Genomic DNA, 19,636 nt, shown 5'->3' on the forward strand with positions numbered 1-19,636 from the left:
GGGTACACTCACAGCGCATCCATAACAGACGAGTCTCCTTATGCGTGTAACCAGAGAGTGGCTGTGGGTTTTGTCGGTGCTGACCGGGGCCTGTGCCCTCCTGTTGCTACCATTCTGGCTGCGTGGCGGCAGTCAGGGCCATGATCTGTTTCACCACCTGCTCTCCGGTCACTTCTTTGCCGTGCAACTGTGGCAAGGTGAGCTCTATCCGCGCTGGTTGATGGAGATGAACGGCGCCTTTGGCAGCCCGGTCTTTTTCTTCTATCCCCCCCTGCTCTACTATGTGAGCGCCCTGTTCGCCGGCCCCACCCCACTGGCCCACGAGGCGATGACGCCGCTGCTCTGGAGCAGCAGCGTGGCACTCTGGCTCTCCGGCCTGTTTGCCTATCTCTGGTTGCGCCCCTTTGCCGGCCACGGACGGGCGCTGGCGGCCAGTCTGCTCTATATGGCGCTGCCCTATCATCTGGCCATCGATATCTACGCCCGCTTTGCCCTGGCGGAGAGCTGGGCCTTCGTTTGGGCGCCGCTGGCACTGCTGGCTCAGGATCGCCTCTGCCGCGGCGCCCCCTTTGCGCTACTGCTGCTCGCACTGGCCGTCTCCATGCTGACGCTTTCCCATCTACCAAGCACCCTGCTCATTCTGGGCTTGCTCACCCTGCGCAGCCTGCTGCTGGTCTGGCGCTACAAGGGGAGCACAGCGCTTGTCAGTGTCCCTGTCACCGCCTCCCCGTTCATTGGCACCCTGCTGGGCCAGCTCTGGGGGTTGGCGATGGCCAGCCTGTTGCTGCTGCCCGCTCTGCTCGATCAGGGGGGGATCTCCATGGAGCAGATGCGCACCGGCATGTTCGAGTTTCAGCGCAACTTTCTCGATCGTTTGCCCCAAAGCCGTGATGACTGGCGCTTTCGCGGCCATCTCGCCTGGCTGACGCTGCTCACCCTGGCTCTGCTGCTGGTAGCTTGGGCGGCTGCCCGCGAGCCGCGCCATCCCGAGTTGCTGCTCTGGGGGGTCATTGGCACCCTGAGCTTTCTGATGATGCTGCCACCAAGCGAGCCTCTGTGGCGCCTGCTCACTCCGTTGCAACTGGTGCAATTTCCCTGGCGCCTCAATCTGCTGCTGGTCATCGCTACCGTCGCCGTGGTGGCGCTGGGTACCCCCACCTATCGCCCGTGGCAGTGGGTCTGGTGGTTACTGCTTGCCCTCACCCTGCTCTCGCAGGGACTCTATGTACGCGAGGCGCCGCTCACCCAGGCTCCCGTAAAGAGTCAGCTCGACGGGGAGTTCGACAGCAAGCGCAGCGCCCGCGAATACCGACCAAAGCAGGTGCCACGCGGCATGTTTGCCCCCACCCTGCTGGCCTGGAAAGAGGAATTCCAGCCCGCCATCACCAGCGACCATCAGGGGGTAAACTGGCAGATCCAGCGCTGGCAGCCTCGTCATATCGAATTGACAGTGGATGCCCCGGCGCCCGCCAAACTGATCCTGCACCAGTTTGATTACCCGGGCTGGCAGGCAAGGCTCGACCAGCATCTGCCCCTTAGCGTCAGCAGCACCCGCAACGGCCTGGTGCAAGTCTGGGTGCCCGCCGGACAACACAGCCTCACCTTTACCCTCACCGCCCGCTGGCCGGAGCGGCTCGGTTACGCCATCTCGTTGCTGGCCTGGCTGCTCTGGCTGGGGGGAGTGATCCGCGCAGCGCGCCCCCATGACCGCAAGCGAGCTCCCCAAGGTGGCTGAGCCGCCGGGCACCTCCCCCTTTTGAGGGGGCAGGAACGTCATGCCGAGCGGGGGCAAACCTGATAGACTCACCCTTCTCCCTTTTTCAACCAAGGTTCACCAGCGGATACCCTATGCCCCAATCGCCAACAGCTCAGGCTGCCGCCCTCTCCCCCCGTTTTCTGTTTATCCTGCTCGGCGCTCTGGCGGGTCTGACCCCGCTGGCGGTGGATATGTATCTGCCCGCCATTCCGGCCATCGCCCGGGATCTGGCCACCAGCATCGACGGTGCCCAGCTCACCATCAGCGCCTTTCTGGGCGGCTTTGCCATCGGCCAGCTATTCTACGGCCCGCTGGCCGACAGCTATGGCCGCAAGCCAGTGATCCTGGCGGGGCTGGTGATGTTTGCCATCGCCTCGGTGGGCTGCGCCATGGCGGACTCCCTGCCCGAATTGCTGGCCTATCGGATGCTGCAGGCGGCGGGCGGCGCCGCGGGGTCGGTAGTGGTCAATGCCCTGCTGCGCGATCTGTTCGAGAAGGATGCGTTTTCTCGCGCCATGTCGTTCGTCATTCTGGTGATGACGCTGGCGCCGCTGGTGGCGCCTGTGGTGGGCGGCTATATCAGTGCCCACGCCGACTGGCGGGTGATCTTCTGGCTGCTGGTGGGGATCAGCCTGCTGATCTGTCTGGTGATGCAGTGGAAAATTCAGGAGACCCTGAAACCGGAGCACCGCCAACCCCTTAATCTGGGCCAGATCCTCAAGAACTACTGGGGGGTGCTCTCCCATCGCGGCGCCATGGGCTATGTGCTGTGTGGCTCCCTCTCCAGCTCCGGCATGTTCGCCTTCTTAAGCGGCTCCCCTTACGTCTATATCGAGTACTTCAAGGTGCCGACCGAGCACTACGGCTGGTTGTTTGGCCTCAATATTCTGCTGATGATGGTGGTCACCTTCGTCAACAGCCGACTGGTGAAAGGGGTGGGTGCCGAGCGGATGCTGCAATACGGCCTGCTGGTGCTGCCCTGCGCGGGCGCCCTGCTGGTCTACAACGCCTGGAGCCAGACCGGCGGCCTGTGGGGCATCGTCATTCCGGTGGTGCTGTTTGTCGGCCATATCAGTCTGGTGGGCGCCAACGCCATGACCGGCCTGATGGGCCACTTCCCGCAATCTGCGGGCACCGCATCGGCACTGGCGGGCACCCTGCGCTTTGGCATCGGCGCCCTGGTCGGCATTCTGGTCAACCTCAATCCGCCCCACTCGCCGCTGCCCATGGCCATTGCCATCGCCTGCTGCGGCGTGGGTTCCACCCTGAGTTACTGGCTGCTGACCGGCAAACGAGGCGATTGATCCCCCTCCCCCGGTCAGAAAAACGAAAGAGGCTTCCGTCAACGGAAGCCTCTTTTCGTACTGGCGGCCAGACGTTCAGAACTGGGCACTGTTGAGCCAAAGGTGCGCCCCTATGCTCACCAGATAGCCGAGCAAGATAGCCGGCAGCCACTTCAGGTGGCCAAAGAAGGTATACATGCCGTGGGCCTGTCCCATCAGGGCCACCCCGGCCGCAGAGCCGATAGAGAGCAGGCTGCCGCCCACCCCGGCGGTCAGGGTCACCAGCAGCCACTGCCCCAGCGCCATATCCGGGTTCATCGAGAGCACGGCAAACATCACGGGAATGTTGTCGATGACGGAGGACAAGACCCCGATAAAGATGTTGGCCATGGTGGGATCCCCTGCGTCATACAGCCAGTGTGACACCAGCTCCAGATACCCCATAAAGCCCAGCCCACCGACACACATCACCACCCCGTAGAAGAACAGCAGGGTATCCCACTCCGCCTTGGCCACCTTGTTGAACACGTCAAATGGCACCACAGAACCCAGACTGCGCAACCGTACCTCATCACCATTGCGTTCATAGAGCGCACGCTTGCGGGCAAGAGATCGCGGCAGCGACTTGCGCAAATAGAAGCCGAAAAACTGCAGATAACCGAGCCCCAGCATCATGCCCAGTACGGGCGGCAGATGGAGGAAACTGTGGCATAGCACTGCCGTGATGATGGTCAGCAAGAACAGTGCGACGATGCGGCGGGCTCCCCGCTTGAGATCGACCACCTCGTTATCAGCCTCCGGCACATGGCGCGGCACCATCAGGCTCATCAGGATGGCCGGGACCAGAAAATTGAGCAGAGAGGGAATAAGCAGGGTGAAGAACTGGCCAAATTGCACCTTGCCCGCCTGCCACACCATCAGGGTGGTGATATCGCCAAAGGGACTGAACGCCCCTCCGGCGTTGGCGGCGATCACTATGTTGATGCAGGCAAGATTGACAAAACGTCGATCACCGTTGGCCACCTTCAACACCACGGCGCACATCAAGAGCGCAGTGGTCAGGTTGTCTGCCACCGGCGAAATACAAAAAGCAAGTCCTCCGGTCAACCAGAACTGGGTGCGAAGGTGAAAGCCGGATCGCACCAGCCAGGCGCGCAGGGCATCGAACAACCGCCGATCCTCCATGGCGTTGATATAGGTCATCGCCACCAGCAGGAACAGCATCAGCTCGGCATATTCCAGCAGGGTATGGCGAAATGCCTGCTCGGCGACAGGGCTCATCCCCTGCTGTGCATAAGCGATACCGATCAGGATCCAGATCACCCCGGCGGCCACCAGCACGGGTTTGGACTTGCGCAGTTGCAGATACTCTTCAGCCATCACCAGGGCGTAGGCCAACACAAACAATCCGACACAAAAAAGTCCGATTGAGGAGGATGTCAACAAAACAGGGCCACTACTGGCATGGGCGGGAGGGATAAACAGGGACAGCAGCAAAATAACTGGGGTGAGCGCAGACATGGTCTCTTCCTTTTAGAACCGTCTGGCAATGATGCTAGCACCTGGATGAAAAGAAAAATTCATCCAGGTCAATTAACGCTTAATTGGTTTGCTGTCGAAACGCGGGATTATTTCTTGCCGAAACCCGACTGCTTGAGGGTATAGCCTGCGCTGTTTTGCCAGGCATCCAGACCGCTGCGGTTATTGCCCGCCACCAGACTGGCGGCCAGACTCGGGCTGTTGAACAGCTGATCGGCGGTAAAGACAAAGCCGCCCTGACTGCGGGGCACTATGACCCCCTTCTCCAGCAGTTCGTGACGCAGCTCGATCACCGCTTCACGCAGGGAGGCGGCATCCTCGCCATTGGCGGTGGAACCGGCCAGCACCATAAAGCCGGGATTTTGCCGCTTGCCCACCGGATAACCGTGGGCCTCGGCCCCCTTGCCGTTGAAGTGGTAGAGCTCGCGCTCCCCCGGCCGGTTGTCGGAGAGTGCCTTTTGCAGGGTCATCAGCTCGTTGTAGATCTCGATGGGGACGACGGCAGCCTGCTTGTTGCCCTTGCTATCGATGATAAAACTGACTTGCTTGTGTAACATCCTTGCTCATCCTGTGACCCATGGAAGCCCCTATTCTAACCACCTCGGGCAAGCGGGATCCAGCGAGGATCCACTGCTCTTTTGCCGCCTTGATCACTAACTGGCACTCTTGATCAACCGTAAGGGGTGTTGATCAATGCTGGCCGTGCTAGCGTACCAAGCATGATGAAAGCCATTGACCATCAAACGGTTATCCCATGCTGACCCTGCGCAACCTCTGCAAGAGCTTCGATAACGGCAGTGAGCGACTGCCGCTGTTCCACCATCTCGATCTCGCCCTCCCCGCAGGCGAGATCACCCTGCTGCTGGGCCAAAGCGGCTGTGGCAAGTCGACCCTGCTCAATCTGATCGCCGGACTGATTGCACCGGATGAAGGGGAGATCTGGCTGGGGGAGACCCGGATCGACACCCGATCCCCCGACGAGCGGGCGCGCCTGCGGGGTCGCCATTTCGGTATCGTCTATCAGGATTTCAACCTGCTGCCGACCCTGAACGTGGCCGAGAATCTGGCCCTGCCGCTCGCCATCAACGCTCTGCCACCGGATGAGACAAGGATTGACCAGTTGCTGCACCGGCTCGATATGAGCCACAAGCGCCATGCCTGGCCGGAGCAGCTCTCCGGCGGTCAGCGTCAGCGGGTAGCGCTGGCCCGCGCCCTCATCCATCAGCCCCAGTGGCTGCTCGCTGACGAGCCCACCGGCAGCCTCGATGAGCACAATGCCGAACAGGTGATGGCGCTGATGGTGGCGGCAGTGCGGGGCACAGGCGCAGGCTTGCTGCTGGTGAGCCACAACCCCGCCTATGCCGCGCTGGCCGACAGGGTGCTGCGCCTTGAAGGGGGTCAACTTATCGAGCTCAAGGGGCCCCGCCATGACTAAACGGCGACTGCGTCTGTCGGAGGCACGCTGATGCTGCCACTCAAAGCGCTGCTGCGCCTCTATCGCAGTCACCCCTGGTTGCTGCTGATGAGTCTGGCCGGGCTGGTATTGGGAGTGTCGCTGGTGGTGGCCATCGAGCTGCTCAATCACAGTGCCCGCACCAATTTCGTCGCCGCCCGCAGCCAGCTAGCAGGAGAAGCCAACTACCGGCTGGCCCCCGCTGGCGGGCTGGATGAGCAGCTTTACGTGCAGCTGGTGACCAGCCAGCCCGCCCTCGATGCCATGCCCCAGCTCCATGGCTGGCTCAAGGATGAAGAGGGGCGCAGCTTTCAACTGCTGGGAATGGATCTCTTCAACCCCGGCCCCCTGCGCCAGCTGTTTGGCGCCCAACCCGCAAGCGAGCCCGCCTTTTCCCTCAACCGCGCCGACAGCATCTGGCTGGCGGCCCCCGAAGCAGCTCGCCTTGGCTGGCAAGCGGGCCAGAGCCGCCGCTTTGTATTGGGCGGCAGCGATGGCGCCAGCGCCCGCCCCCTGACCCTGACGCTGACGCTGACGCTGGTAGGCACGTTTGAACCGGGCGCCGTGCCCATGGAGCGGCTGCTGATAACCGACATCGGCCTCGCCCAACCGCTTCTGGGCAAAGCGGGTCGGCTCGATCGCATCGTCTTCAAGCTAAGCGACGCCGAGGCTCGCACCCTGCAGGCCACCCTGCAAACCGATTACCCAAACCAGCCCTTGTGGCTTGAGCCCATTAGCCCGGCGCTCGATGCCAGCCAGCTTGGCGATGCGCTGGCCCTCAATCTGACGGCGCTCTCATTGCTCGCCATGGCGGTGGGACTGTTTCTGGTGTTCAACGCCCAGCGATTTGTGCAGAACGTACGCCGTCCCCAGCTGGCCCAGTTGATCATTCTGGGGATGGGGCCGAGTCGGGTGCTTCGCTGGCTCATTCTGGAGCTGCTTATTCTCGCCACCCTCGGCACCTTGCTCGGGGTGCTGCTCGGCAGCCTGTTGGCGCTGGCCCTGATGGGGCAACTGACCCAGGCGCTGGCCGATCTCTATGGGCCCAACCCCATCGATCTGCTGCGCCTCTCCCCTGTGAGCCTGCTCAAGGCGCTGTTGATCGGGCTGTTCGGCACGCTGGCCGCCAACCTGCCCGGCTGGTGGCAGCTGCTGCGCCAATCCCCCCTCGAACTGCGAGCCGGAAACAGCCGTCCCCCCGCTCACCCGTGGCGACGGCGCGTGCTGGCCATCGCCATCTTGCTGCTGTGCGCTCTGTGCCTGTGGTTGCCGCAAACAGGTCTGACCGGCGCCCTCTTTATCGCCGGCGGCTGGCTGCTGGCCATGGCACTCTGGCTGCCCGATGCCCTGCGCGGCCTGCTTGGCTGGCTGCGACAGCGCGCGGGCGGCCCCCTCACAGCCCGGCTCGGGGTGGCCGAGACCCTCTATCATCTCGACCGCACCGCCATCGCGGTGATGGCGTTGCAGCTCGCCATCGCGGCGGCCATCGGCATCGGGGTCATGGTGTCGAGTTTTCGCTCCAGCGTGGAGATCTGGCTCGGCCAGCGTCTGGCTGCCGATCTCTATGTCACCGCCCCCAAGGGGGTGGCGGGCAACAAGGGCACCTTGAGCGACACAACCCTTAAGAGCCTGCTCGCCAATCCGCTGGTAATCGCCGCCTCGCGCCGCTCGGTGCACCCTGCCCGCTGGCAGGGGCAGCCCATCGAGTGGGCGCAGATGGATTTTATCCCCCAGCTTAAAGCGGCCTATCCGCTGCTGGCCGGACGCTGGCCGACCCATCCTGACGAGGTGCTGGTGAGCGAACCCCTGACGGTGCGCCTCGGGGTCAAGGTGGGCCAGACATTGGCGATCAGCGGCGAGCAGGGGCCAAGGCAGTTCACCGTCACCGGTGTCTATCAGGATTACGGCAGCGACAAGGGACAGATCCTGCACGCCTTCGAGGCGGGGGCGGTGCAATCCCTCGCCCTCTTTAGCAACGACCCCGAACAGCTGGCCGACCGTCTGCGCGAGCGCTTTGGCGAGCAGCTCAATCTGCTCTCCGCCCCCGCCATCCACAGCGCGGCGCTCAAGGTGTTTGACCAGACTTTTGTGGTGACCGAGCTATTGAAACTGCTGATCCTCGGCATCGCCTTTGTCGGGATTGGCTCGGCTTTTATGGTGCTGGGGCTGGCGCGCCGTGGCGAGCTGCAGACCTTGCAAAGTCTGGGCTTGAGCCCCCGCCACTGCCGCCAGCTGCTGGTGTGGCAAGGGGCGGGATTGGGGCTGCTCACCGCCCTGCTGGCACTGCCGGTGGGGTATGGCCTCGCCTGGGTGCTGATCGAGGTGGTCAATCCCCGCGCCTTTGGCTGGCGCCTCGCCTTCGAGGCCGCCCCCCTTCATGCGGTCACGGCCCTGTTGCTGGCGCCGGTCTGTGGCGCATTGGCATCCTGGTATGCGGCAAGGAGAGTGGTATGAAACAGATCAAAGGGTCGCCGCTGGCGCTGGGTATGCTCTGGACGCTCTATAGCGGGGCTATCGCTGCCAGCGATCTGGGCGCCCTGCTCGGCGGCGGCAACGACAGCTTTAAAAAGGTGCTGCCGGGGCAAACCATCCAGCTGCCGGAGGATCACGCTGCCCACCCCGATTACCGCTCCGAGTGGTGGTATCTCACCGGCAACCTCAAGGATGAACAGGGGCGCGAATATGGCATGCAGTGGACCCTGTTTCGCCAAGGGATCGAACAAGAACTCCGCACCAGCAACCCCTGGCTCACCCCCCAGCTCTGGCTGGCCCAGTTTGCCATCACGGATCTCGACCGTGGCAGCCACCAGCAAGATGAGCGGGCCAGTCGGCAGGGGCCGGGGCTGGCGGGAGCCAGCGGCGGCCAATATTGGCTCAGGGAGTGGCGGCTTGCCTCGCAAGGGGCAGCGCTGTTCCCCGCCACCCTCAAGGTGCAGAGCAAGATTGGCGAGCTGAACCTCACCGTCACTGCCGCCAAGCCGCTGGTGCTGCAAGGCAAGGCCGGTTACAGCGAGAAGAGCCCGGGCAACGCCTCCTTTTACTACTCCTACCCGCGCCTCACTCTTCGCGGCACCCTGACTCGCGATGGCGAGACCCGCACCGTCACCGGACAAGGCTGGTTTGATCACGAGTGGAGCAGCTCGGTATTGGCCGAGTGGCAATCGGGCTGGGACTGGTTTTCGCTGCAACTGGCCGATGGCCGCGAGCTGATGCTGTTTCGCCTACGCACCAAGACGGGCCGCGCAGAGCCCGAGAATCGCTACGGCATCTTGATTGAGCGGGATGGCAGCAGCCGGGTGCTCGCCCCCGACGCGATTCGCCTTACGCCGGGCAACACCTGGCGCGGCCCCAAGGGGCAAGCGTACCCCGTTGAGTGGCAGCTAAACGCCGCCGGAATGAGCCTCACCATCAAAGCACGTCAGCCCAATCAGGCCATGACAGGTCGCTTTGACTACTGGGAGGGAGCTGTCTCTGTCTCGGGGGATGCCAAGGGGGTCGGCTATCTGGAAATGACGGGGTATTGAGTGAATTTACCTATCCATAACTTTTACTGTCGTGGAAATAAACACTCGTCAATATAACAGTAAAATCACCAGAGGCTTCGAGCTTTCCCATCTTTTGGGAAGGTAAACATTGACGATACTGTTATGACTGTCACATTATTGTTGTTGAACTCTCTTTTTATTTAATTTAACCTAAACATCGGCTTATGGGCAGATTATTAGCTCGCGCTTCGCGAGCAGTGAAAAAATTGTCCACTTGGATTGCCCTATTATAGTGTGTCGATGTGCATGCTGAGCATATAGTGCGTAAGAGTGCCCATAAGCCTCCTCATATACGGGTATATATATGTCAAAACTCCAGTCCTTGAAGTCTATATCCTCCAAGCCAGAATTAGCTAAATTGTTAGGTGTGGATGCTGCATTCTTAACTAGAACCTTATACATTGTGCGGCCTGAAAACCAATATCATCAATTTACCATAGATAAAAAATCTGGCGGTAAAAGAGTGATTAACGCTCCATCTGAAGAATTGAAAAGCCTACAAAGGAAATTGTCCAATTTACTCTTAGATTGCATCGATGAAATTAACAAAATAAAATATCCAACATCCCAACTAGCCGCACCAAAAGTCAGAGAGAATGGTGATATTGACTACACAGCAAAAGTTTTGAAAATTAAAATTCCCTCTTCAAAATCTAAACAACCTTCTTTATCACATGGCTTTTCAAGAAATCGCTCCATTATTACCAATGCAATGATGCACATAGGAAAGAAAAACATTCTAAACATTGATATAGAGAACTTTTTTGATAGATTTAATTTCGGTAGGGTTAGAGGCTATTTTATAAAGAATAATGATTTCAAACTGGATCCTCATATTGCAACAGTAATAGCTCAAATAGCTTGCTATGATAATAAACTCCCTCAAGGGAGTCCCTGCTCCCCTGTTATATCAAACCTAATATGTCACAGCTTGGATATTAATTTATCATCTTTAGCAAAAAAATATAAATGCACATACACAAGATATGCCGATGATATAACTTTTTCCACTAGAAAATCTGAATTCCCTAAGAAAATTGCAGAGCAAAATGAGGGTTATTACACTTTAGGTAACGAGTTACTTTATGAAATAAAACGCTCTGGGTTCTCTGTTAATAACGGTAAAACTAGGATTCAGTATAAGAATTCTCGACAAGATGTAACGGGACTTGTCGTTAACAAAAAACCTAATACAAAAAAAGAGTATTGGCGTTTAGCAAGAGCTAAATGCAATGCACTATTCAAAACTGGCACTTTTACTACCATTGAAGATGGTGTATCTGTTATAGGTAATCTAGATGAATTAGAGGGCCAGCTAAATTTCATTGACCACGTAGATCATTATAATCGTTTAAGACAAAAAGCACCATTATCACCAGAATATAGTTTGAAGACTATAGGCAAAAGCACAAATATTTTACTTTCTGGAAGAGAAAAAACATTCAGCCAATTTCTATACTATAGATTATTTTACGGCAACGAGAAACCAACAATTCTATGTGAGGGTAAAACTGATAACATTTATTTAAAGTCAGCTATAAGTGAACTCATGGCACATTATCCATCTTTAGCTATAAAGACTGATGGTAAATACGAATTATTGATACGTTTTGTTGAGTATACCAAGAGAACTAGATTTTTATTGGAGCTTTTTGGTGGCACAGACTATCTAAAAGGATTCATTGAAAACTTCCATAAAAATATGGCTCCGTATAAAAACTTAAAGCCCAAAAACCCTGTGATTATTTTCCTAGATAATGATACCGGACCAAGTAATATAGTCAGTTTATTGCAGGGGAATAAATTTCAAAAAATGATCACATTAATCCCGTCACATTTGGATAAGAAGGATGACATACGAAAATCAGAATTTATACATGTTATGGATAATCTATATGTAATATTTACACCTTTAGGAAATTCTGGTGAGGAAACGGATATAGAGTACTTCTTCGATGACAAAACAAGGCTGATGAAACATTCAAATGGAAAATTCTTTAATACTGTTGAAAAAAGAGATACAAAAAATGACCTTAGCAAGGATGCTTTTGCTACTCACATTGTAAAGGAGAAAAAGAAAAGCATTGATTTCACTGGATTAAAAGTGCTTCTAGACCCTATAGCAAAAGTAATTGAACACTATAAAAACATTAAGTGATAGGGAACGCCAGCGTGCTGGTTTAGCCCCATTCGCAGGTACGGCTATTCCTGTGACATCGCTGAACAAACTGGATATGCGCTGGCCCAGATATATGCCCCCGCTTTGTTTGAGTCGGGATTGAGGCAAAGGATTATTTCCTCCCCCCTCCCAGCGATTGAATAAACGCCAAGGTACGGCGATTAAACTGCTCCGGCTGCTCCACATTGCAGACATGGCCGCACTGTTCGATCACCGCTAATGAGGAGCTGGCATCGCGGGCTACCTGTTCGCGCACCGGTGCCAGAAACATATGATCCTCCTCCCCCATCACATAGAGGGTGGGAATGGGCAGGGAGCGTTCACGAAAGTAGCGCATCAGCGGGTTGACCTCGGTGGCGAGGCGGAACCAGCGTTTGAACTCTTTCTGGCAGAGCTTGCGGGCCTCGCGCACAAAGAGGTTGCGTGACTCCTGATGGTGCTGGCGCGGCATGATGATGAAGGCAAACAGCCGGTAGAGCCACATATAGGGCAGGAAGTGCTGGCCGAGTCGGCCCAGTTGCACCAGCACCCGCGAGCGGATATCGAGCCGCAAGATAGCGCCCCCCAGTACCATGCTTTTCACCCGCTCCGGGCAGAGCTCGGCCAGATGGCGAATAAGGATGGTGCCAAGGGAGATGCCGACAAAGTGGGCGCGGCGGATATCGAGATGATCGAGCAGCCGAACGATATCTTCGGTCACTTCCCGAAAGCTGTAGTGTCCCTTGACCACCTGTTGCAGCTGGTGGGACTGGCCGTGGCCGCGCAAGTCCAGCAGCAGCACGTTGAAGTGCTCGCGATAGGCGCGCAGCTGCTTGAACCAGATGGAGGAGCTGCCACCGGCGCCGTGGACAAACACCACCCAATCCCGCTCGGGACCCAGTTCGAAAGTCTTGTGATACAACATCCAATAGGCTCCCTTGGTGATGGGGGGTATACTCGGCTGCGCGCATATTAACAGAACAGCCCCGCCGATAGATATGCGCCTGACATGACCCGGATCACCCCTTGCGCGAGAACTTTCCATGGATTTGACCCGTTTGCGCCACTTTCTGCTGACCCTGCCGGGCGCCACCGAAGATACCCCGTTTGGCCCGGAGATCCTGGTCTACCGCATCGCGGGTAAGATGTTTGCGCTTGTGGATTGGCAGGCCGAGCCGCTTACCATCAACCTCAAGTGCGAGCCTGAGCTGGCGTTGCTGCTGCGCGAGATCCACCCCGAGGTCAAACCGGGCTGGCATATGAACAAGCAACACTGGAACACAGTGACCCTGAACAGCACCTTGCCGGATGATCTGTGGCAGGGCTGGGTGCACCACTCCTATGAGCGGGTTGTCGCGGGTCTGCCCAAAGCCAAACGGCCACAGGCGCCGCGCCCCCTCTCCCCCACTGACGACCCAACCTTATGACCCCAGCACTTAATCCAGCACTTTGTATTGTCCCCCTTGGCGAGGCACATATCCCCGCCCTCGTAGCCCTGTTTGAGCAGGCGGTGCGACGCAGCGGCCCCGAGCACTACAGCGCCGAACAGGTGGAGCAGTGGGCCCTCGGTTCACAACATCCGGGCTTTGTCAGCCAGCTGCGCGAGCACCACGGCTGGGTGGCGGAGCAGGCAAATGTGCCCCTCGGGTTTGTCACCCTGAGCCCCGATGGCCACCTCAGCCTGCTCTATGTGAGCGCCGACCATCAGCGCCAGGGACTGGGCAATCTGCTACTCACCACGGCGCTCGCGGGGGCCCGAGGGCTCGGTATAACCCTCATCACCACCGAGGCCAGCGCCTTCAGTTATGAGCTATTTTTACGACATGGCTTTACGTTGACCGGGCTGGAGTGCGTGGAGCGGGGCGGAGTCAGTTTTACTCGCCATCGCCTGCACTGCTGCTTGCCAAGCTAGGGCAAGCCACTAAAATACGCTTAATTTTCGTATTGTTACTGTATTGAGGCAGCAACCATGGTGGTAGAAAGTGAAGGCTATATCTCGCTGATCGAGTATCTGGTGGAGAGTTTGGGATTGTTTGAATCCCAGCAACAGAACGATGGTGAAGAGACCATCGAAGATCTGGTCAGTGGCCGTGTTGCCAGCAACCTGATGGCCATTTGCGAGCAAAACCCCCAGCTCGATCCCAAGGTGCGTTTCGCCATCATGCAGGAGGCCGACGCCGTGGTCGCCGATCTGGAAGAGGTGCTCTCTGCCGTCTGGCTGCGCGCCCCGACCCCGGAACAGAAAACCTTCCTCATCGAGTTTATCGATCTCATCAAGAACCTGTTCGACAGCGCCATCGGCTGATCTGCCGTCCGGTTTTCCCGCCCAACGCAAGATTTCAAAGCAGCAGATAAGGAAAAGGGCCGCCTTGGTGGGCAGCCCTGCTTGCTATCATTTTCAACCCGCCAGTGCGTTCATTCATCAGGCGGTTATCAAGGCAAGAAATGTGTCTGGACTTTGCATCCGATCCCTGGACGCTACCTAGTTAGTCCCGACTGGCCGCAATAAGTTCCCTCCTCCGACCATTTATTTTCACTTTTATTAAGAAATCGACTACAAACCTGTTCAGCGGTTCAGGCTTGGCGGCAAACAGACTCCAATGCCACCCAATCCGCAGTAACCATCCGGATTTTTCTCCAGATATTGCTGATGGTAATCCTCGGCGTAATAGAAGGGTGCCAGCGGCAGAATGCGGGTGGTAATGGCACGACTGTCGCCGCTTGCCGCCATCGCCTGCTGATAGGCCGCCATGCTCTGCTGGGCAATGATCTGCTGGCTCTCGTCGCCATAGAAGATCACCGAGCGATACTGGGTGCCAATGTCCCCGCCCTGACGCATCCCCTGCGCCGGATCGTGCTGCTCCCAGAACAGTCTGAGCAGATCGCCGTAGCTGATCACCGCCGGATCAAACACCACCTGCACCGTCTCGGCATGACCGGTCAGGCCGCTGCACACCTCTTTGTAGGTGGGATTCTGGGTGACGCCGCCCTGATAACCGGCCGCGGTAGAGTAGACGCCCGGCTGCTGCCAGAACAGGCGCTCAACGCCCCAGAAACAGCCCATACCAAACCAGGCGATCTCCATGTTCTCGGGCCAGGGACCCTGGGTCGGGTTGCCATTCACCGCATGCTGCTGACCAATCACCATCGCTTCGCGTCGTCCCGGCAGGGCATCTGCCGGTGAAATAATCTGTTCCATGAATTCTGTCCTTGTATAAAACCCTGTGAAATCACACAGCTGACGAAAAGGAGCATCGAAGATAGCAGTTTATCGCGCCGGATCAACCGGCGGGCCCTTCCCCGCTCGCCCCAACGGCCATCTGCGCTTCCAACCATCCTTTCCCGATCCGCACGGCCAACCCGCCCCTCGTAGACCAGAAACAGCCAAAATCAATATTTAGTCTTGATTTGTGAATTAATTTTCATATATTGAGCCAATCGCTGTTTTTTTATGGAAGAAATATCAAGTGCGTGAACGCGAACCCAGTCTGGTCAATGCCTTCCGGCAATCCACCCCCTATGTCAATGTGCATCGGGGGGCCACCTTTGTGCTGATGATGGGGGGAGAAGCCATCTGCCACCCCAACTTCGCCAATATCGTCAGCGATATCGCCCTGCTGCAGACACTGGGCATACGCCTGGTGCTGGTGTTTGGTTCACGTCCGCAAAACGATGAAGCACTGGCCCGCGCCGGTATCGAGGCCCAGTATCACAAGCGGATCCGGGTCACCGATGACGAGAGTTTCACCATCATCAAGCAGGTGTGTGGCGGCCTGCAATACGACATCACCGCCCAGCTCTCCATGGGGCTCGCCAACACCCCCATGCAGGGGGCGCGGATCAGTGTGGTGAGCGGCAACTTCGTCACCGCCCAGCCGCTGGGGGTGGATGATGGCATCGACTTTTGCCACAGCGGCCGGGTGCGCCGCATCGACGTGGAGGGGATCACCCGCCAGCTCGATCAGAAGAGTCTGGTGCTCATCTCCCCCATCGGCTGCTCGGTCACCGGCGAGAGCTTTAACCTCAGCTCCGAAGAGGTGGCCCGCCGGGTGGCGGTCGACCTCAAGGCGGACAAGCTCATCTGCTTTAGCAGCACCCAGGGGGTGATGGACAGACGCGGCGAAGCCATCTCCGAGCTCTTCCCCGAACAGGCCGAAGAGCTGCTGGTGGAGCTGGAGCAGGCGGGCGAAGAGATGTCCGGCACCGCCCGCTATCTGCGCGCGGCAATTGCCTCCTGCCGCGGCGGCGTGCCCCGCTCCCATCTGGTGAGCTATCAGGATGATGGCGCCATGTTGCAGGAGCTGTTCAGTCGCGACGGCCTCGGCACCCAGATAGTGCGGGAAAGTGCCGAGCAGGCCCGCGCCGCTACCATCGAGGATATCGGCGGCATTCTGGATCTGATCCGCCCGCTGGAGGAGGAAGGCATTCTGGTGCGCCGCTCCCGCGAGCAGCTGGAGATGGAGATCGACAAGTTCACCATCATCGAGCGCGATGGTCTCATCATCGGCTGCGCGGCCCTCTACTGCTTTATGGAAGAGGCGATGGCGGAGATGGCCTGCGTCGCCATCCACCCCGACTATCGCAACTCCAACCGGGGGGATCAGCTGGTGGCCAAGGTGGCCGAGCGGGCCAAACGGCTTGGCATTCGCCGCCTGTTCGTGCTCACCACCCGCTCCATCCACTGGTTCCGGGAGCGGGGCTTCGATCCGCTGGAAGTGGAAGATCTGCCGGTGGCGCGCCAGCGTCTCTACAACTGGCAGCGCCGTTCCAAGGTTTTGTCAAAGAGCATTGCCTAAGTCATTGATCCTGCGTTGAGTTAGCTGACAATTTGAACTTTTTCACAAACTCGATTGACAGTGCAATCCAACGCAGGGTATTTCTAAATGCACTCCACCGCCCTGGTGGAGCCAGAAGAGGAGCGCTGCCCAGGCAGCCCAAGGGAGGACGCCAGCGTCCGGTGAACTTGGGTCAGGGGGAGCAGCGCCGAGACGAGTGAGGAGACTGGTGACCTCAACGTCGGCTGCGGGGGCTGAATCCCCCGGGTTGTCATCGGTAGTGATCATCCCCCACCGCGCCCTGTCAGGGGCGGTACGGGATGGGCTCTGCAGGTGGAGTGCTTCTGGCCGGGATAGCTTCGTTCATTCCTGCCATTTTCAGCCTCCTCCTCTCTTTTTTGCCCGATGGAACCGGAATCTTAAAATAAGACAGGAGTAAGCAATGAGCCCGATCAATGTCGCCAAGTTTGGCGGAACCAGTGTCGCCAACTTCCCGGCCATGAATCACTGCGCCGACATCGTGCTGGCCAATCCCGCTACCCGCGTGGTGGTACTGAGCGCCAGCGCCGGTGTCACCAACCTGCTGGTCGCCCTGGCACAAGGGGAGCTGGACGAAGCGGGCCGCGACGAGCAGTTGGCCAAACTGGCCGGGATCCAGCAGGCTATTCTGACCGATCTCGGCAACCCCGTTGATGTGAGCGCCCTCATTCATGGCCAGCTGGACGAAATTCGCCTCATGGCCCAACAAGCTCACCAGCATACCGATGCGGAGCTGGCCGATCGCCTCATCGCCAGCGGCGAGCTGATGTCTACCCGCCTCTTTACCGAGCTGCTGCGCCAGCGCGGCGTCAAGGCCCACTGGCAGGATGTGCGCCAGCTGATGCGCACCGACAGCCGCTTTGGCAAGGCCACCGTCGATCTGGCCACCACCCGTACCCTCTGCCAGCAGACGCTGGGCCCGCAGCTGGGCGACAGCCTTATCATCACCCAGGGCTTTATCGGCGCCGATGGCGATGGCCGCACCACCACGCTGGGTCGCGGCGGCTCTGACTACAGCGCAGCCCTGCTCGCCGAAGCGCTCGATGCCGCCAGTATCGAGATTTGGACCGATGTGCCCGGCATCTACACCACGGATCCGCGCCTCGTCACCCGCGCCTGCCCGATCCCGGAAATCAGCTTTGTCGAAGCGGCCGAGATGGCCACTTTCGGCGCCAAGGTGCTCCACCCCGCCACATTGCAACCGGCGGTGCGCCAGAATATTCCGGTGTTTGTCGGCTCCGCCAAGGACCCCGCCGCCGGTGGTACCTGGATCCGCGCCAGCACAGATTCAAGCCCGCTGTTTCGCGCCGTCGCCCTGCGCCGCCAGCAGGTGCTGGTGACCCTGCACAGCCTCAACATGTTCCACGCCTACGGCTTCCTGGCCGAAGTGTTCGGCATTCTGGCCCGTCACCGCATCTCGGTCGACCTCATCACTACCTCGGAAGTGAGCGTGTCATTGACGCTGGATCACACCGGCAGCCAGAGCAACGGCGAGCCGATCCTGAGCGACAAGGTACTGGCCGAGCTGGGGCAGCTCTGCAAAGTGGAAGTGGAAACCGGTCTGGCACTGGTGGCGCTCATCGGCAACCGGATGAGCGAAGTGAACGGGGTGGGCAGTCAGGTCTTCGACGCCCTGCGCGAGCACAACATCCGGATGATCTGCTACGGCGCCAGCGCCCACAACCTCTGCTTCCTGGTCAAGGAGAGCGAGGCGGGCAATATCGTCAACCGCCTCCATCAGGAGTTGCTGGACTGATCCTCACCCGAGGCAATTTCGAACACGCAACAGGGCGCCAGCAAGGCGCCCTGTTCATTTGTACTCCGCAAAGGTATTGGCTCAGGCAAGGCTGGTGGCTGGCAACTGACAGGCGACGGCTTCGCGGCGCAGCTGCTGCAAGCGGGCCAGCAGCCCGGTCTGGCCCAACTCAGTCTCCTGAGGCGAGAGATTATCCACCAGCAGCGGATAGTGATCCGTCACCGCCTGCATCAACCAGTCGAGGCGACGCAGGGTGAGCGGGCCGCAGCTCTGGCCGCTCAGATCATCGGCCACATCGAGCCGGTGGCTGCGATACATGTCCCGCCACCAGTTGGCGACCAGCGCCTCGTCGCTCGCCAGCGCGGCGCTCCACTCCCCTTGCAGGGCGTGCAGGCGGGCCAGCACGGGCGCGCTGGCCCCTTCACGGATCAGGTGGTGGATCTCCCGTTTGACCCATTTCAGACAAAGCTCGCGCCAGTAGCGAAATTGCGGCAGAGGATCGGCCTCATCGAGCCAGAGTCCGGAGAGGGTGCGGGTCTCCAACCGCTCCGGTACATGGAACTGCGGGTCGACCAGACCATTGGAGTTGTATTCAAAGCGGGGATCGAAGGTCCACATATAGCCAAAGTCGAACACGCAGATCTGCTCGCCGTCATCGAGCAGGTTGCCCGGACTCGGGTCCCAGTCAAACCAGCCCCAGCGGGCCAGCTCACCCTGCACCTCCAGCATCTGGGCCAGATTACGTTCGTTGAGCTGATGGACCGGCACACCCCGCAACCAGGGGGAGACCAATACCCCGGCCCGCGCCGAGCCGAAGCTGGTGCAAACCACGTGGGAGAGGACAGTAGGATGCAGCTCGCGCAGCGCCTCGATTTCGCGCCGCCGCTCCAGCTCGGTCAGAAAGGCGGTCTTGCCATCGAGGTTGGCCACCAGTGAATCCTGACGGCGCCGCTTGAGGCACCAGTGATGCCCCTCCACCTTGAGGTGAAACACCTCGGCGGTGAGACCGTGGCGATAGACCTTGACCACAGCCGGATGGCTATCCTTCAGCTTGACCAGTTGAGCCAGCGGCAGCGGGCAGTCGCGCTCGCGTCCGATCCGGATCTCTTCCTTGCTCTCCAGCATGCGCAGCAATCTGGCCTGACGTGCCATCACTTTGGGATTCATACATGTACCTCCAGTCGCTATCGAGAGACTAAACAGCAGATCCCTCCCAAGCCAGTGGCAAAACCCCATGATGACGCTTTCATCACATATTCCGAACAACCCCTCGATCGGGATCACAATTTGCAAGGTTGAGCTGTAACCAAATATTCATTAAGTGGTCATTAA

The 19,636-nt window shown here is 58.7% G+C and carries 16 protein-coding genes and 1 riboswitch; of the genes, 11 read left to right on the forward strand and 5 right to left on the reverse strand.

Annotated elements, in window-relative coordinates; genetic code table 11:
• Nucleotides 1–40: 40 nt before the first annotated feature.
• Nucleotides 41–1,735 carry a hypothetical protein gene (locus I6L49_RS07155; RefSeq protein ID WP_216950987.1) on the forward strand — a complete coding sequence of 565 codons (1,695 nt, stop codon included), beginning with the start codon at nt 41–43 and terminating at the stop codon, nt 1,733–1,735.
• Nucleotides 1,736–1,848: 113 nt separating this feature from the next.
• Entirely contained in the window at nt 1,849–3,060 is a 1,212-nt protein-coding gene (locus tag I6L49_RS07160; RefSeq protein WP_042055658.1) for a Bcr/CflA family multidrug efflux MFS transporter, read from the forward strand.
• Nucleotides 3,061–3,135: 75 nt separating this feature from the next.
• Here the strand turns inward: I6L49_RS07160 and nhaD are convergent, their stop codons facing one another.
• Together nhaD and I6L49_RS07170 are read right to left on the reverse strand one after the other, a co-directional pair.
• Nucleotides 3,136–4,560 carry a sodium:proton antiporter NhaD gene (nhaD, locus tag I6L49_RS07165; RefSeq protein WP_216950989.1) on the reverse strand — a complete coding sequence of 475 codons (1,425 nt, stop codon included), beginning with the start codon at nt 4,558–4,560 and terminating at the stop codon, nt 3,136–3,138.
• 107 nt (nt 4,561–4,667) lie between these two features.
• Nucleotides 4,668–5,135, reverse strand: a complete 468-nt coding sequence (locus tag I6L49_RS07170; protein ID WP_005333716.1) for a DUF4357 domain-containing protein — start codon at nt 5,133–5,135, stop codon at nt 4,668–4,670.
• A gap of 197 nt (nt 5,136–5,332) precedes the next feature.
• Between I6L49_RS07170 and I6L49_RS07175 the strand changes: the two genes are divergently transcribed.
• From I6L49_RS07175 to I6L49_RS07190, 4 genes are all read left to right on the forward strand, one after another.
• Nucleotides 5,333–6,013, forward strand: coding sequence for an ABC transporter ATP-binding protein (locus I6L49_RS07175; protein ID WP_216950990.1), 681 nt, complete (start codon nt 5,333–5,335; stop codon nt 6,011–6,013).
• Nucleotides 6,014–6,043: 30 nt separating this feature from the next.
• On the forward strand, nt 6,044–8,485 hold the full coding sequence (locus I6L49_RS07180; protein ID WP_216950991.1) for an FtsX-like permease family protein: 2,442 nt from the start codon (nt 6,044–6,046) through the stop codon (nt 8,483–8,485).
• The gene (locus tag I6L49_RS07185) at nt 8,482–9,555 is read left to right on the forward strand and encodes a lipocalin-like domain-containing protein (RefSeq protein ID WP_254127552.1); all 1,074 of its coding nucleotides are present in this window, start codon (nt 8,482–8,484) and stop codon (nt 9,553–9,555) included. Before I6L49_RS07180 ends, I6L49_RS07185 begins: the two co-directional genes overlap by 4 nt.
• Nucleotides 9,556–9,880: 325 nt before the next feature.
• Nucleotides 9,881–11,734, forward strand: a complete 1,854-nt coding sequence (locus I6L49_RS07190) for a retron Ec67 family RNA-directed DNA polymerase/endonuclease (RefSeq protein WP_216950992.1) — start codon at nt 9,881–9,883, stop codon at nt 11,732–11,734.
• 133 nt (nt 11,735–11,867) lie between these two features.
• On the opposite strand, the gene I6L49_RS07195 is transcribed toward I6L49_RS07190, so the two are convergent.
• The gene (locus I6L49_RS07195) at nt 11,868–12,659 is read right to left on the reverse strand and encodes an alpha/beta fold hydrolase (RefSeq protein WP_005333728.1); all 792 of its coding nucleotides are present in this window, start codon (nt 12,657–12,659) and stop codon (nt 11,868–11,870) included.
• Between the two features lie 118 nt (nt 12,660–12,777).
• Here I6L49_RS07195 and I6L49_RS07200 point away from each other — a divergent pair, with 118 nt between their 5' ends.
• From I6L49_RS07200 to I6L49_RS07210, 3 genes are read left to right on the forward strand one after another with little or no spacing between them, the layout of a single operon-like run.
• The gene (locus I6L49_RS07200) at nt 12,778–13,161 is read left to right on the forward strand and encodes an MmcQ/YjbR family DNA-binding protein (protein ID WP_005333730.1); all 384 of its coding nucleotides are present in this window, start codon (nt 12,778–12,780) and stop codon (nt 13,159–13,161) included.
• Nucleotides 13,158–13,646 (forward strand): GNAT family N-acetyltransferase, encoded by a 489-nt coding sequence (locus I6L49_RS07205; protein WP_216950993.1) that lies wholly within the window; start codon nt 13,158–13,160, stop codon nt 13,644–13,646. The genes I6L49_RS07200 and I6L49_RS07205 overlap by 4 nt, the downstream gene beginning before the upstream one ends.
• A 57-nt stretch (nt 13,647–13,703) precedes the next feature.
• Nucleotides 13,704–14,039 carry a DUF3802 family protein gene (locus I6L49_RS07210; RefSeq protein ID WP_005333735.1) on the forward strand — a complete coding sequence of 112 codons (336 nt, stop codon included), beginning with the start codon at nt 13,704–13,706 and terminating at the stop codon, nt 14,037–14,039.
• 261 nt (nt 14,040–14,300) lie between these two features.
• Here the strand turns inward: I6L49_RS07210 and msrA are convergent, their stop codons facing one another.
• On the reverse strand, nt 14,301–14,933 hold the full coding sequence (gene msrA / locus I6L49_RS07215) for a peptide-methionine (S)-S-oxide reductase MsrA (protein WP_005352745.1): 633 nt from the start codon (nt 14,931–14,933) through the stop codon (nt 14,301–14,303).
• A gap of 268 nt (nt 14,934–15,201) precedes the next feature.
• Between msrA and argA the strand changes: the two genes are divergently transcribed.
• Nucleotides 15,202–16,530, forward strand: coding sequence for an amino-acid N-acetyltransferase (argA, locus tag I6L49_RS07220; protein ID WP_139739920.1), 1,329 nt, complete (start codon nt 15,202–15,204; stop codon nt 16,528–16,530).
• A gap of 107 nt (nt 16,531–16,637) precedes the next feature.
• A riboswitch (Lysine riboswitch) is annotated at nt 16,638–16,861 on the forward strand.
• Between the two features lie 90 nt (nt 16,862–16,951).
• Nucleotides 16,952–18,304, forward strand: a complete 1,353-nt coding sequence (lysC, locus tag I6L49_RS07225) for a lysine-sensitive aspartokinase 3 (RefSeq protein WP_216950994.1) — start codon at nt 16,952–16,954, stop codon at nt 18,302–18,304.
• 81 nt (nt 18,305–18,385) lie between these two features.
• On the opposite strand, the gene I6L49_RS07230 is transcribed toward lysC, so the two are convergent.
• Nucleotides 18,386–19,471, reverse strand: coding sequence for a hypothetical protein (locus tag I6L49_RS07230; RefSeq protein ID WP_005333743.1), 1,086 nt, complete (start codon nt 19,469–19,471; stop codon nt 18,386–18,388).
• Between the last annotated feature and the right edge of the window lie 165 nt (nt 19,472–19,636).

It is taken from the genome of Aeromonas sp. FDAARGOS 1419 (genome assembly GCF_019047045.1).
Classification (GTDB): Bacteria; Pseudomonadota; Gammaproteobacteria; order Enterobacterales; family Aeromonadaceae; genus Aeromonas; species Aeromonas veronii.